The organism is Variovorax sp. RKNM96 (genome assembly GCF_017161115.1).
Taxonomy (GTDB): domain Bacteria; phylum Pseudomonadota; class Gammaproteobacteria; order Burkholderiales; family Burkholderiaceae_C; genus Variovorax.
The window spans coordinates 1,543,951-1,557,484 of sequence record NZ_CP046508.1; the positions used below are offsets into that span (position 1 = coordinate 1,543,951).

General features: G+C 67.7%; 12 protein-coding genes. 9 read left to right on the forward strand and 3 right to left on the reverse strand.

Features of this window, described 5'->3' with window-relative positions:
• Positions 1-16 precede the first annotated feature (16 nt).
• The 7 genes from GNX71_RS07060 to GNX71_RS07090 all read left to right on the forward strand — a co-directional run bounded on the left by GNX71_RS07060 (position 17) and on the right by GNX71_RS07090 (position 6,716).
• On the forward strand, positions 17-811 hold the full coding sequence (locus GNX71_RS07060; RefSeq protein ID WP_206177661.1) for a DUF4019 domain-containing protein: 795 nt from the start codon (positions 17-19) through the stop codon (positions 809-811).
• A gap of 123 nt (positions 812-934) precedes the next feature.
• On the forward strand, positions 935-1,840 hold the full coding sequence (locus tag GNX71_RS07065; protein ID WP_206177662.1) for an SDR family NAD(P)-dependent oxidoreductase: 906 nt from the start codon (positions 935-937) through the stop codon (positions 1,838-1,840).
• 87 nt (positions 1,841-1,927) lie between these two features.
• Entirely contained in the window at positions 1,928-2,818 is an 891-nt protein-coding gene (locus GNX71_RS07070) for a LysR substrate-binding domain-containing protein (protein ID WP_206177663.1), read from the forward strand.
• A gap of 6 nt (positions 2,819-2,824) precedes the next feature.
• On the forward strand, positions 2,825-3,712 hold the full coding sequence (locus GNX71_RS07075; RefSeq protein ID WP_206177664.1) for a LysR family transcriptional regulator: 888 nt from the start codon (positions 2,825-2,827) through the stop codon (positions 3,710-3,712).
• 103 nt (positions 3,713-3,815) lie between these two features.
• Positions 3,816-4,970, forward strand: coding sequence for a mandelate racemase/muconate lactonizing enzyme family protein (locus tag GNX71_RS07080; protein WP_206177665.1), 1,155 nt, complete (start codon positions 3,816-3,818; stop codon positions 4,968-4,970).
• Positions 4,971-5,008: 38 nt separating this feature from the next.
• Positions 5,009-6,013 (forward strand): tripartite tricarboxylate transporter substrate-binding protein, encoded by a 1,005-nt coding sequence (locus GNX71_RS07085; RefSeq protein WP_206177666.1) that lies wholly within the window; start codon positions 5,009-5,011, stop codon positions 6,011-6,013.
• A gap of 1 nt (position 6,014) precedes the next feature.
• Positions 6,015-6,716 carry an arylmalonate decarboxylase gene (locus GNX71_RS07090; RefSeq protein WP_241027187.1) on the forward strand — a complete coding sequence of 234 codons (702 nt, stop codon included), beginning with the start codon at positions 6,015-6,017 and terminating at the stop codon, positions 6,714-6,716.
• A gap of 6 nt (positions 6,717-6,722) precedes the next feature.
• Here the strand turns inward: GNX71_RS07090 and GNX71_RS07095 are convergent, their stop codons facing one another.
• From GNX71_RS07095 to GNX71_RS07105, 3 genes are read right to left on the reverse strand one after another with little or no spacing between them, the layout of a single operon-like run.
• Positions 6,723-8,084, reverse strand: a complete 1,362-nt coding sequence (locus tag GNX71_RS07095) for an MmgE/PrpD family protein (protein ID WP_206177668.1) — start codon at positions 8,082-8,084, stop codon at positions 6,723-6,725.
• A 13-nt stretch (positions 8,085-8,097) separates the two neighbouring features.
• On the reverse strand, positions 8,098-9,261 hold the full coding sequence (locus GNX71_RS07100) for an acyl-CoA dehydrogenase family protein (protein ID WP_206177669.1): 1,164 nt from the start codon (positions 9,259-9,261) through the stop codon (positions 8,098-8,100).
• A 17-nt stretch (positions 9,262-9,278) separates the two neighbouring features.
• Positions 9,279-10,064, reverse strand: coding sequence for a citryl-CoA lyase (locus GNX71_RS07105; protein ID WP_206177670.1), 786 nt, complete (start codon positions 10,062-10,064; stop codon positions 9,279-9,281).
• A gap of 106 nt (positions 10,065-10,170) precedes the next feature.
• Here GNX71_RS07105 and GNX71_RS07110 point away from each other — a divergent pair, with 106 nt between their 5' ends.
• A complete protein-coding gene (locus tag GNX71_RS07110; protein WP_206177671.1) occupies positions 10,171-12,489 on the forward strand; it encodes an acyl-CoA dehydrogenase in 2,319 nt (772 codons plus the stop codon).
• Positions 12,490-12,532: 43 nt separating this feature from the next.
• Positions 12,533-13,531 (forward strand): tripartite tricarboxylate transporter substrate binding protein, encoded by a 999-nt coding sequence (locus GNX71_RS07115; protein WP_206177672.1) that lies wholly within the window; start codon positions 12,533-12,535, stop codon positions 13,529-13,531.
• The last annotated feature ends 3 nt before the right edge of the window (positions 13,532-13,534 follow it).

Genomic DNA, 13,534 nt, shown 5'->3' on the forward strand with positions numbered 1-13,534 from the left:
ATCAGGGAGACGAACCATGCGCTCGAAGTTTCCACGCGCAGTTGCGGGCGCCCTGCTCCTCGTCGCAGTGGCGCACTCCGTCATCGCGGGCGAAGAGGTCGCCGTCCAGCGGCTCGGCAATGCCGCGTACGAGTTGACCCTCAAGGCGAGCGAACCGCTGGAGGTTTCTGCAGGACAAGCGCAATTGAGGCCCACGGCGCAGAAGCTGTGTGGCGACCAGCCCGTCACCTTCGGGCGCTACAGCTTCGAGCGCCAGGAAGCCGCTGATCCGGTGGCGTCGAAAGCGCCCGGCGAACTGAAGCTTCGCCAGGAAATCCGATGCGGCTCGGCCGCCCCGGAGAAGGCCGCCGCTGCCTCCCCGTCGATGAAACCGCCGTCGACACCTGAAGAAGACCAGCAGCAGGTCGAGGCGCTGACGTACCAATACCTGAAGGCCAAGGATTCCGGCGATCTGGCGAAGGCTTATGGTTTCTTTGCAGACTCGATGAAGGCCACGGCTCCGCGGGAAAGCTGGAGCAGTGACCAGAAAAAGTTCAGCGCGCAGTCCGGATCGGTCACGAGCCGCCGCATCCGGAAGATCACGCGCTACGACAACCCGCCGTCCGCCCCGCGTCCGGGCGTCTACATCGCGGCCGACCTGGTGAGCCAGTTCCAGAACATGGACATCCATTGCGGCTACGTCGTTTGGCACAGCCAGCCCGACGGGTCGTTCCAGGTCATTCGCGAGGAATCGAACTACGTGAACAAGGCCACGCAACAACGGATGACGCCGGAGCAAGTGACTGCCTTCAAGGCCAGCGCCCGCTGCTGAGTTCGCGCGGCCGGGGCTGAAGCCCCTCTTCGGAAATCAGAAACCCGCTCCGCGCCCCCTGTGGCATTCTGGATCGAGCCCGCGAACTTGCGGTCGAACGAACCTGTCGGAGCAGAGACAAACATGGTTGAAGGAAAAGTGGTCGTCGTCACCGGCGCGGGCGGCGGCATCGGGCGCGACATCGCGCTGGCCATGGCCAAGAACGGTGCAAGAGTGGTGGTCAACGACATCGGTGCTGCGCTCGATGGCGCAGGGGGTAGCGCAGGCCCGGCGCAGCAGGTGGTCGACGAGATCCGTGCCGCAGGCGGCGAGGCCGTGCCCAACACCGACAGCGTGGCCGATGCCGCCAGCGCCGCGCGCATCGTCGAATGCGCCGTCGAAAGCTTCGGCCGCATCGACGCGGTGGTCAACAACGCCGGCATCCTGCGCGACCGCTTCTTCCACAAGATGTCGGTGGACGAATGGGACGCCGTCCTCAAGGTGCACCTCTACGGCGCTTATTACGTGAGCCGCGCGGCCGCGACGCACTTCAAGGAGCAGAACGCCGGCGCGATGGTGCACATGACCTCGACCTCGGGCCTCATCGGCAACTTCGGGCAGGCCAACTACGCGGCAGCCAAGCTGGGCATCGTGGCGCTGTCGAAGTCCATCGCGCTCGACATGCTGAAGTTCAACGTGCGCTCCAACTGCATCGCGCCTTTCGCGTGGAGTCGCATGATCGGCACGATTCCCACGGACACCGACGAGCAGCGCGCCCGCGTCGACAAGATCAAGCAGATGACGCCGGCCAAGGTCGCGCCGCTCGCGGTGTACCTCGCAAGCGATGCGGCGAGCGCGGTCAATGGACAGATTTTTTCGGTGCGCAACAACGAAATCTCGCTCATCAGCCAGCCGCGGCCGGTGCGTTCGGTGCATCGCTCCGAGGGCTGGACGCCGCAGAGCATTGCCGAGCACGCCATGCCCGCGATGCGTGCGAGCTTCTATCCGCTGGACCGCTCGGCCGACGTGTTCAGCTGGGACCCAGTTTGAGGACATGAGGACAAACCCGCGAGCGGATGCGGGCGGCGCCATTCGCCGGACAATGCACGCTCCTCCCGCTTCCTGCATGCCCACCCGGTGAACCTGCATTTCGACCTGTTCGACCTGAAACTGTTCGTCTACGTGGCGGACGCGCGCAGCCTCACGCGCGGCGCGGAGAAGGCCTGCATCTCGCTGGCTGCCGCCTCCACCCGCATCAAGCAGATGGAGGAGGCCGTGGGCGGCAAGCTGCTGCACCGCAGCGCGCAAGGCGTGAGCCTCACGGCGGCAGGGCAAGCGGTGCTGTACCACGCCAAGCGCGTGATGCAGCAGATGGAGCACCTGCGCTGCGACATGCAGGACTTCGGCAAGGGCATCAAGGGCCATGTGCGCGTGTTCGCCAACACCACGTCGATCACCGAATACCTGCCGCAGAAGCTTGCGGGTTTCCTCACGCAGCACCCGGCCGTGCAGGTGGACCTGCGCGAATACCTGAGCGAAGAAATCGTGCGCGCGGTGGCCGATGGCGAGGCCGACATCGGCATCCTCGCGGGCGACGTGCACACCGGCGATTTCGACGCGCGCGCCTTCGGCAGCAACCAGCTCGTGCTGGTGGTGCCGAAGACGCATCACCTCGCCGGCGCGCCTTCGGTGGCCTTTGCCGACACGCTCGACGAGCAGCACGTGGGCCTGCATCACGGCAGCGCGATCCATCGCTTCCTGCAGCGCCGCGCGGAGCTGGCGGGGCGGGGCTTCAATCCGCGCATCCAGGTCAGCAGCTTCGAGGCGATCTGTTTGATGATCGAAGCGGGCGTGGGCATCGGCGTGCTGCCGGCCTCGTCGGCGCAGCGGCTGTCGATGGCGATGCGGATCGCGACCGTTTCGCTCAGCGATGCGTGGGCCGAGCGCGAGCTCAAGCTCATCGCGCGCAACCGGGAGCAGTTGCCGGCCTCGGCGCGCGAACTCTTCGACCACCTCGTCGCGCCCTGAGCTGGCATGTCGGCCGACCTGAAATCGCTGCGCCTCTTCGTGGCCATTGCCGACCACGGCAGCATCAGCGAAGGCGCCAAGCGTTGCCACATCGCGCTCGCTGCTGCGAGCAAGCGCATCTCCGACCTCGAGGCCCGCGCGCGGCTGCCGCTGCTGGTGCGGCATGCGCGCGGCGTCACGCTCACTTCGGCGGGCCACGGCCTGCTGCTGCATGCGCGCGCGGTGCTCTCGGCCATGGATCGGCTCGGCGCCGAGCTCGATGACTTCCAGAATGGCGTGGCAGGCGTGGTCAGCATCACGGCCAATGCGTCGACCATCGCGCAGTTTCTTCCGGCGCAGATCGGCTCGTTCCTGCGGCTGCACCCGGTGCTCAAGATCGACCTGCAGGAGCGCGCCAGCACCGAGGTTGTGAAAGCGGTGCAGGCGGGCCTGGCCGACATCGGCGTGATCGAGGGCAATACGCCCGCCGAGACGCTCGAATGCCTGCCGTACCGCACAGACGAACTGGCCGTGGTGGTGGCGCGCGACCATCCGCTCGGGCGCCGAAAACGCATTGGCGTGGAGGAGGTGCTGCGCCACGACCATATCGTGGTACGCGAAGGCACTGCCCTGCACCGCGTGCTGTTGAGCGCCGCGCTCGAGGCGCAGGTGCCGCTCAAGGTGCGCATGCAGGTGGGCAGCTTCGACATGGTTTGCCGCATGGTGGAGCAGGGCGTCGGCATCGGCGTGCTGCCCTATGCGGCCATCCTGCCGCAACTGCAGATCCTGAAGCTGCGCTGCCTGAAGCTCGATGCGCCGTGGGCCGTGCGGCGCCACCTGCTGTGCGTGCGCAGGCAGCAGGAGCTGACCGTGGCCGCGCGCTCGGTGCTGGCGCATCTGGGCCTGCCCGACTGAGCCGCGAGCCTTCGCGCCGCGCGAAGGCTCGAACTCGCCAAAAACGAATTGTTCTCCGGCGGACCGCGCGCAAAGATGCGTGCACACCCAGAAGGAGACAAGCTTGAAGATCGTTCGCGTCAGCGCCACGCCGCTGAACATTCCCGTCACCATCGATGTGCTGGGCCTCGACAAACAGACCTCGCTCTCGCTCTGCCTCACGGAGATCGAAACCGACACCGGCCTTGTCGGCCACGGCATGACCGCCATCACCGAGGAGGAAATCATCGCCGCCGCCGTGCGCGAGGTGGCCGGTCCCGCATTGATCGGCGAAGACCCGATGGCCACCGAGCGCCTCTGGGACAAGCTCTATTGGCTGCTCTCGCCGCGCGGCCAGACCGGCTATGCGAGCCACGCCATCGCCGCGCTCGACATCGCGCTGTGGGATCTCAAGGCCAAGGCGCTCGCCCAGCCGCTGTGGCGCCTGCTGGGCGGTGCGCGCTCGAAGGTGCCGGTGTACGCCACCTTCGGCTTCGGCTTCTTCGAGCGCGACCAGCTCGCTGCCGCCGCGAAGCTCTGGGTCTCGCAGGGCTTCCAGCGCCTGAAGATGACAGTCGGCGGCCATGCGCTTGCGCGCCGCGACGAGCCGCGGCCCATCGACGAAGTCATCGCCGAAGACGTGCGCCGTGTCGCCGCGGTGCGCGAGGCTGTCGGCCCCGAGGTGAAGTTGTACGTCGATGCCAACTGCGGCCTCGACCTGTTCCACGCCACCGAACTGGCGCGTCGCATCGAGCCGTACGGCATCAGCTTCTTCGAGGAGCCGCTCACGCAGAACGACGTCCGCCAGATGGCCCAGCTGCGCGCGCGCACGAGCATCCCGCTCGCCTGCGGCCAGAACGAAGGCCTGGCCTTCCGTTTTCGCGACCTGCTGGTCAACCAGGCGGCCGACGTGCTGCAGCCCAACGTGACCATCTCGGGCGGCTACTCGCAGTGCCTGAAGATCGCGGGCATGGCGCAGGCCTTCAACGTGCCCATCGACAACGGCGGCGCCTGGCCCTTCCACAACATGCACCTGCATGCGGGCGTGTCGAACGGCGGGCTGGTCGAGTACCACTACGTGGCGGTGAAGATGCTCGAGCAGATCTTCGACGGCCTGCCGGTGCCCGACCAGGGCTGGCTCACCCTGCCCGAGACGCCGGGCCTGGGCTTTGCGCCCAACGCCGAGCGCGTGCGCGAGCTGGCGAAGCTGCCGACCTCGCACGGCAAGGGCAAGGCCTGAGCCCGGCGCGGTTCCAGAAAAAATAAAACGGAGACACGATGAACACCAGACAAGCAACTCGCCCCGCGCGCCGACGTGCGCTGCGCGCGGCGATGGCCCTTGGCCTCGCGGGCATGCTCGCCGTGCCCGCGGCATGGGCGCAGAAATATCCCGACAAACCCATTCGCCTGATCGTGGGCTACTCGGCCGGCGGCGGCGTCGATGCCGTCGCGCGGCTCCTGGGTTCGCGCCTGTCCACGGTGCTGGGCCAGCAGGTGTTGGTGGAGAACCGCACGGGCGCCACCGGGCTCATCGCCGCCGATCTCGTCGCCAAGGCCGCGCCCGACGGCTACACGCTGATGATGGGCGACAGCGCCTTGCTGATCGCCAAGCTGCTCCAACCGAAGATCGCGATCGATCCGCTGACCAGCTTCAAGCCGGTGGCGGGGGCCTTCATCTCGCCGCTGATGATCGTCACCGGCAACGACTTTCCCGCGAAGACGCCGGCCGAGCTGGTCGCGCAGCTCAAGGCGAACCCGGGGCGGTTCTCCTTCGCCACATCGGGCGTGGGCACGGTGCAGCACCTGGGCTTCGAGATGCTCAAGCAGTCCACGGGGAGCTTCGTGGTGCATGTGCCGTACCGGGGCGCCGCGCAGATCGTGCCCGACGTGATCGGTGGGCAGGTGCCCATCGGCGTGGTGAGCGCGACGGCTGCGATGGCGCAGGCCAAGGCAGGCAAGTTGCGCGCGGTGGCATTGATGAACAACGCGAAGCTCGAAGGCGCGGAAAGCGTTGCGCCGCTGGCCGATGCGCTGCCGGGCTTCGACGTGGCGCCGCGCATTTTCGTGCTTGCGCCGGCGGGCACGCCGAACGAGATCGTCGACAAGCTCTCGGCCGCGGTGAAGACGGTGCTCGACACGCCGGAGGCCGGCGCCGCGGCGGCTGCGCAGGGCACGCTGCGGGCCTATTCGACGCCAGCGCAGTTGGGCAAGGACATGGCCGATGAAACGGTGCGATGGAAACGCATCATCACCGAGCAGCGGATCGTGGCGGAAGGAGGCTGATGTGGAACATCTCGGTTTGATCGTTCCCCCCGCAGCCGGCGCAGTGCCGGTAGACGGACCGCTTCTGTACGGCGACCGCATCCGCTTCAGCGCGAGAGGTCTCGGCCTCGGCGAAATCTCCACGCGCGGCTACACCGAGGTCATCGACTCGGTGATCGGAAAGGCGCTGGAACTCAAGGCCGAGGGTGTGAGCGCCGTGTCGCTCATGGGCACGTCGCTGACTTTCTTTCGCGGTGCCGCGTTCAACCGGCAACTGGAAGTGGAGATGGCGCGCGCCACGGGGCTGCCCTGCACCACCATGAGCAATGCCATCGTCGCCGGGCTTCGCAGCCTGAATGTGCGGCGCGTGGCGGTGGCCACGGCCTACATCGACGAGGTCAACGTTCAGTTGCGGAACTACCTCGAACAGAACGACTTCGAGCCGCTGGCGCTCGAAGGCCTGTCGATCTCCGACGTGCAGGAAGTCGGCACGGTGCCGACGCAGGTGCTGGTGGACCTGAGCCGCAAGGTGTTCGAGGCGCAGCCGGGGGCGGACGGCATCCTCATTTCCTGCGGCGGGCTGGTGACGCTCGATGCGGTGCGCGAGGTCGAGGCGCTGCTGAAGGTGCCCGTGGTCTCCAGCTCGCCCGCGGGCTTCTGGGACCTTGTGCGCAAGGCCGGGCTCGATGCGCGCTCGCCCGGCCACGGGCGACTGTTCGACTGAGGCGACTCAGCCGAGCAGGCGACCGACCTTCGGCGCATCGGCCAGCTGCCAGATGCGCTGGCACGCCGCCTTGGCCTCGTCGGCCGTGGCGCCTTCGCCGTAGTGCGCGAGGCGCTGCATCTTGTCCTCGATTTCCGCGCGGCTCAGGCTGTTGCCCGGATCGCCCTTGGGCTCGTCCACACGGCCCTGCAGCGTGCGGCCGTCGGCGGTCTCGACGCTGACCTTGCCGATCCATCGGGCGGGGTAGGCGGTGTCGACTTCGGTGTCGAGCTGCATCGACACCTTGTCGCGAAAGCCTGCGACCTCGGGCGCAAGAAAGTCGCGGTCGAATTCGCCCAGGCCCGCGCGGCCGTGCACCGCGATCAGGCCGAGCACCGTGCCCATCGAGAACTTGCCCTGGTGCACCGTCGCGGGCACGGTCACGCGGCCCAGCACGTCGATGGCGCCCTGGTGCACGTGCGTGGTGACGTGCGCTACGTCGCCGTGCTTGAGCTTGTTCTGCGTCATGACCTGCAGCAGCGCGTCGGCGGCGGGGTGGGTGTGGCGGCAGGAGGCGTGGTACTTGAACGAGGTCTCGGCCAGCGTCCACCGGGTGCCGAGGCCATCGGTGAGCTTTGCAGGATCGGCGTCGCTCGACATGCCGACGCCGAGGCCTTGCGCGCCTTCGAGAATCTTTGCGGCGCCGGTGAAGCCATCCTGCGCGAGATACGCCGACATCAACCCGCTCGATGCGGCATGCGCGCAGTGCAACTGCTTGGAGTCCGCGGCATCGCGCAGGAACTCCCACACGCCAGCCGATTGCGTCCCGGCCGAGCCGAACGCATGCAGCATCTGCTGCGGCGTGAGATCGAGCAGACGACCGACTGCCGCAGCAGCGGCGATCGTGCCGGCCGTCGCCGTGGTGTGAAAGGTCTTGTAGTGCGAGCGCCCGAGGAATTCGCCGACGCGGATGCCGACTTCGTAGCCTGCGACAACCGCCGTCAACAGTTGCGCGCCGCTCGCACCGATGCTCTGCGCCACCGCGAGCGCCGGCGCAATGACCACGGCCGCCGGGTGAAACACCGAGCCGTTGTGCACATCGTCCTGCTCCACGAAATGCGAGGCCGCGGCATTGACGAGCGCGGCGAACAGCGGCGAACTGGTGCGGCGCGAGGTCAGTATTTCGCTGGGGCCGTCCGCCGGTCCCATCATCTGCGCGAAGCGCTCGATGCTGCGTATCGGCCGCGCGGTGCGGGCCGCAAGCACCGAGCCGAGCCAGTCGAGCATCAGGTCCTCGGTGCGGCGCAGCACGGGGGCGGGAATGTCCGCGAACTTCAGTTCGGCGGCGAAGGTGGCGAGCACCTTGCTCGGGTGATTCGAATCGGTCATGGGTGCGGTCTCTTCAGAACGAGCGAGGCAGGCCGAGCATGTGTTCGGCCACATAGCTCAGGATGAGATTCGTCGAGATCGGCGCCACCTGGTAGAGCCGCGTCTCGCGGAACTTGCGCTCGATGTCGTATTCGCAGGCGAAGCCGAAGCCGCCGTGGAATTGAAGGCACGCATTGGCCGCCTCCCAGCTCGCCTTGGCTGCGAGGTACTTCGCCATGTTGGCCTGCGCGCCGCAGGGCTCGTGCGCATCGAACAGGCGGCAGGCTTCGTAGCGCATGAGGTTGGCTGCTTCGATCTCGATGAAGGCCTCGGCAATCGGAAACTGCACGCCCTGGTTCTGGCCGATGGGGCGGCCGAAGACGACGCGCTCCTTCGTGTACGCCGTCACCTTGTCGATGAACCAGTAGCCATCGCCGATGCATTCGGCCGCGATCAGCGTGCGCTCGGCATTGAGGCCGTCCAGGATGTACTTGAAACCCTGGCCTTCCACGCCGATCAGGTTCTCCGCCGGGATCTCCAGGTTCTCGAAGAAAAGCTCGTTGGTCTCGTGGTTGACCATGTTGAGGATCGGCCGCACCGTCATGCCCTTGCCGATGGCTTCACGCAAATCGACGATGAAGATCGACATGCCCTCGGACTTCTTCTTCACGTCCGCGAGCGGCGTGGTGCGCGCCAGCAGGATCATCAGGTCCGAGTGCTGAATGCGCGAAATCCACACCTTCTGGCCGTTGATGACGTAGCGGTCCCCCTTCTTCACCGCGGTGGTCTTGATCTTCGTGGTGTCGGTGCCGGTGCTGGGCTCTGTCACGCCCATGGACTGCAGGCGCAGCTCGCCGGTGGCGATGCGCGGCAGGTACTCGCGCTTCTGTGCCTCGCTGCCATGGCGCAGCAGCGTGCCCATGTTGTACATCTGGCCGTGGCAGGCGCCGGAGTTGCCGCCGCAGCGGTTGATCTCTTCCATGATCACCGACGCTTCGGTGAGGCCGAGGCCCGAGCCGCCGTACTCTTGCGGGATCAGCGCGGCCATCCAGCCGGCCTTGGTGAGCGCATCGACGAAGTCGGCGGGGTAGCCGCGGGCCTCGTCGATCTTGCGGAAGTATTCGTTGGGGAACTGCGCGCACAGGTCGCGCACCGCGTCGCGGATGTCGGGGAAGCTCTTGTCGTTGGCGTTGTTCATCGGTCGTTGCTTTTTCTTCAATCCTGGCGAGGGCCGCCGGCTTCTTTCTCTACGCGCTGCCAGATCTCGATGGCCATCGGGTCCTCGATCTCCTCCAGGATGTGGCCCACCAGGCCGATGGCGCGCGCCATCACGCCGATGCCGCGGATGATCTTCCAGGGAAAGCCGAACTCCGCGGCGATCGCACCGATGGCGCCGGTGGCATTGATCGGCAGCGACTTGCCCGAGACGCGCTCGGCTTCGCCCTGCACCGCCTGCATCAGCGCGACATAGTGGGTGGAGAGGCCGTTCTCGGCCGCGATCTGGAACAGGCGCGGCGTGCGCGGGTCGATGGGCTTGTGCAGCGGATGGCCCAGGCCCGGCACGATCTGCTTGCGCGCGCGGTGGTCGGCCACGATGTCCCTGGCCATGTCGGCCAGCGGCCGGGTCGGCTTTTCGCCGAAGGGGATCGCCTCGTACAGCATCTTCGCGGCGCCTTCGGTGCTGCCGACGAACACGGTGCCGAGGCCGCACAGGCCCGCGGCGACGGCGGCCTGCAGCGCTTCGGGGGCGCCTGCATAGGTGAGGCGCGCGGCCAGTGCGCTCGGCGTCACGCCGTGTTCCACCAGTGTCACGACGATGGCGTTGAAGGTGATGGATTCCTGCGGCGTCGGGATGCGCCCCGTGAGCTCCAGGAAGGCCATGTCGCCGAGGTTCAGGTGGCCGAGGATTTCCGAGGGCAGGTCGCGCCCGCGCACGGTGATCCTGTCGGGGGTGCTGTGGCCCAGCTCGGTGTGCAGGGATTTCTTGATCTTGGTGGTCATGCGCCGAATCTAGTCCCGTCCCGCGCGAGGCGGCTCCGTGATTGCGAAACCCTCCCTTCGGCAAATGCAAATGCCGCTTGCCGGGGTCTTCTGCCACGCTGCGGCCATGGATATCGAATCACTCTCGGCAATGCGCGAAGCGGCGCTCGACTACTTCGTGCGCAGCCGCGCCACGCAACGACGGCGTGCGCTGATGGAGCGGCCAGATGCCGGCGAAGCGCAGGGCTGGAGCGCGCTCGCGGAGCTGGGCTGGACGGGCATGCTCGCACCTGAATCCGCGGGCGGCCTGGGGCTGGGACTGGATGGCGCCGCAGAAATCCTGCGCGCGGCCGGCGAGCACGCGGCACCCGAGCCGCTGCTGGCCGTGGCCGGTCTCAGTGCGCTGCTGCTGGCGCGGCTGGACACGCCCGCCGCCCGTGCATTGCTCACCGAACTGATTGCCGGCCGCAGCCTGCCCGCGCTGGCATGGCAGGAGAGCGCGGGCGACCTGAGCGCGGTGCCGCTCGCCTGCGGTTGCGAAAGGCGCGCCGGCAGCGTGCTGCTGCAAGGCGAAAAGCTCATGGTGCTGCCCGGCGCGGCCGCCAGCGGCTGGCTGGTGTCGGCGCGCGGCGAAGACGACGCAGTGATCCTCTGGGTGCCGCGCGGCACCGAGGGCGTGGGCGAAACCGTGGTGCCGCTGGTCGATGGCGGGCAGGCGTCGAGCCTGCGTTTCGAGCAGGTCGCGCTGCCGTCCGATGCTGTGCTGGCCGAAGGACCCGCCGCACAAGACGCATTGCGCCATGCACTTGCAGCCGGCCAGATCCTGCAGGCCGCCGAGCTGCTCGGCGCGGGGCAGGCAATGCTGGCGCAGACGCTGGCCTACCTGCGCACGCGCTCGCAGTTCGGCAAGCCCATCGGCAGCTTCCAGGCCTTGCAGCACCGCTGCGTCGACATGTTCATCCATCTCGAAGTGGCGCAGGCCACGCTGAACGAGGTGCTGGCGCTGGCCGGCGCCGGGCTGCCGGTGGATCGGCTCGAAGCCGAGGCGAGCCGCGTCAATGCGCGCTGCGCGGCGGCCGCGCTGCAGGCCTCGCGCACCTCCGTGCAACTGCACGGTGCCATCGGCTACACGCAGGAGTGCGACCTGAGCCTGTTCTACAAGCGCGTGCTGTGCCTCTCGGCGTGGCTGGGCAACGTCACTGCGCATCAACATCGGCATGGCTTGCTCGCGGGCGAAAGCGAAGCGACGGCAAACACCACCGCATGGACCGATGAGTTCCCTCGCACTGCCGACTGGTCCGCCATGCCCGAGACCGAGTTCCGCCGCATGGTGCGCTGCTTCCTGCAGCAGCGCTATCCGCAGCAGCTGCGCTACCTCTCGCATCGCGCGCGCTGGAGCGAGATGCGCGACTGGTATCTGACACTGTCCGCGCAAGGCTGGATCGCCCCGGCCTGGCCAGAGGCGCACGGCGGCATGGGCCTGCCGGCCGACAAGCTCATCGCGTGGATCGAGGAACTGGAGCAATACGGCGTGGCACGTGCGCCCGACCAAGGCATCGTGATGATCGGGCCGCTGCTCATCCAGCACGGCACGCCCGAGCAGCAGCGGCGCTTTCTGCCGCGCATCCTGAACGGCGAAAACGTCTGGTGCCAGGGCTATTCGGAGCCCGGTGCCGGCTCCGACCTCGCGGGCCTGCGCACCGAAGCCATCGCGGGCCGCGATGCCGAGGGCGATCATTTCGTCGTCAACGGCCAGAAGATCTGGACCACGCTCGCGCAGGACGCCAACCATATCTTCATGCTCGTGCGCACCGACAAGGAAGCGCGCAAGCAGGAGGGCATCAGTTTCCTTTTGTGCGACCTGCGCACGCCGGGCATCACGGTGCGGCCGATCCACACGCTGGCGGGCGAGCCGGAGTTCTGCGAGGTGTTCTTCGACAACGTGCGCGTGCCGGCGGAGAACCTCGTCGGCAAGCTGCATGGCGGCTGGACGATTGCGAAGGCGCTGCTGGGTTTCGAGCGCATCTTCCTCGGCAGCCCCAAGCAGTCGCAGTACGCGCTGGGCCAGCTCGCGCGGCTCGCGGAGGCGCGGCGCCTGTTCGCAGAGCCTGTGTTCGCGCAGCGCTTCGCGGCGCTCCGGCTCGATGTGGCCGACCTGACCGCCGCCTACACCAGCTTCGCCAACATCGTGCGAGCGGGCAAGCCGCTGCCCGCCTCGGTGTCGCTGCTGAAGATCTGGGCGAGCGAGACCTACCACCGCATCGGCGCGCTGCTGGTCGAGGCCGGCGAAGAGCAGGGCGCGGTCGCGGGCGACCAGGTGCTCGACGGGCAGACCTTCAACGTGCTCTCGCCGCTGATCGGCTCGACGGCCGCAATGATCTACGGCGGCACCAATGAGATACAGCGCAACATCCTCGCGCGGCAGGTCCTCGACCTGCCGGCCTGAGCGGTGCGAGCGCCGAAGAAATACACAACAGGAGACAACGCTCATGGAATCCTTCGATCTCTCCCGGCGCCATGCCATGGCCGCGCTGGCGGGCAGCACATTGCTGTCCATGCTGCCCGCACGCGTCTTCGCGCAACAGCAACAGCAGCAGCCGCTGCCATCGCTCATCAAGCTCGTCGTCGGTTATTCCGCCGGCGGCCCGGTCGATGGCGCCGCGCGCCTGCTCGCGCCCGCGCTGGGCCAGGAACTCGGCACGCAGGTGATCGTGGACAACCGCCCCGGCGCCGGCGGCTCGCTCGGCGGCAACGCGGTCGCCAAGGCGCCGCCCGATGGCGCCATGCTGTTCCTCGGCGCGAGCCCGACCATCACCATCAACCCGAACGTGCAGCGCAACATGCCGTTCGATCCGATGAAGGACCTGACGCCCATCGCGCCGCTGGTGGACTACACCAACGTGCTCGTGGTCAACAAGGACCTGCCGGTGCGCAACGTGGCCGAGCTGCTGGCCTATGCGAAGGCCAAGCCCGGCAAGCTCTTCTACGGCTCGGCCGGCGTGGGCGCCTCCAACCACCTGAGCGGCGCGCTGCTGGAGAAGATGACCGGCGTGCAGCTCACGCACGTGCCCTACAAGGGCAGCGCGCCCGCGCTCGCCGACGTGATGGCGGGCACGGTGCCGATGATGTTCGACATCATCGCGACCTCGCGGCCCTTCATCCAGTCGGGGCGCCTCCGCGCGCTGGCGGTCACTTCGCGCCAGCGGAACCGCATGCTGCCCGACGTGCCGACGATGATCGAATCGGGCGTGGCCGACTACGACGTGGGCGGCTGGTTCGGCCTCTATGGCCCGGCGCGCATGGACCCGGCGCTGGTCGCACGCATCAATGCGGCGGCGCACAAGATGCTGGCGCGCGAAGACATCGCGAGTCGGTTGCGCGAGCAGGGCTACGACGTGTGGTCGGGCGGGGCCGAGCTGCTGGCGACCAAGGGGCAGTCCGATCGCAAGCTCTGGGCGACCGCGTCCAAGGGCATCGAGGCGGAATAGCCG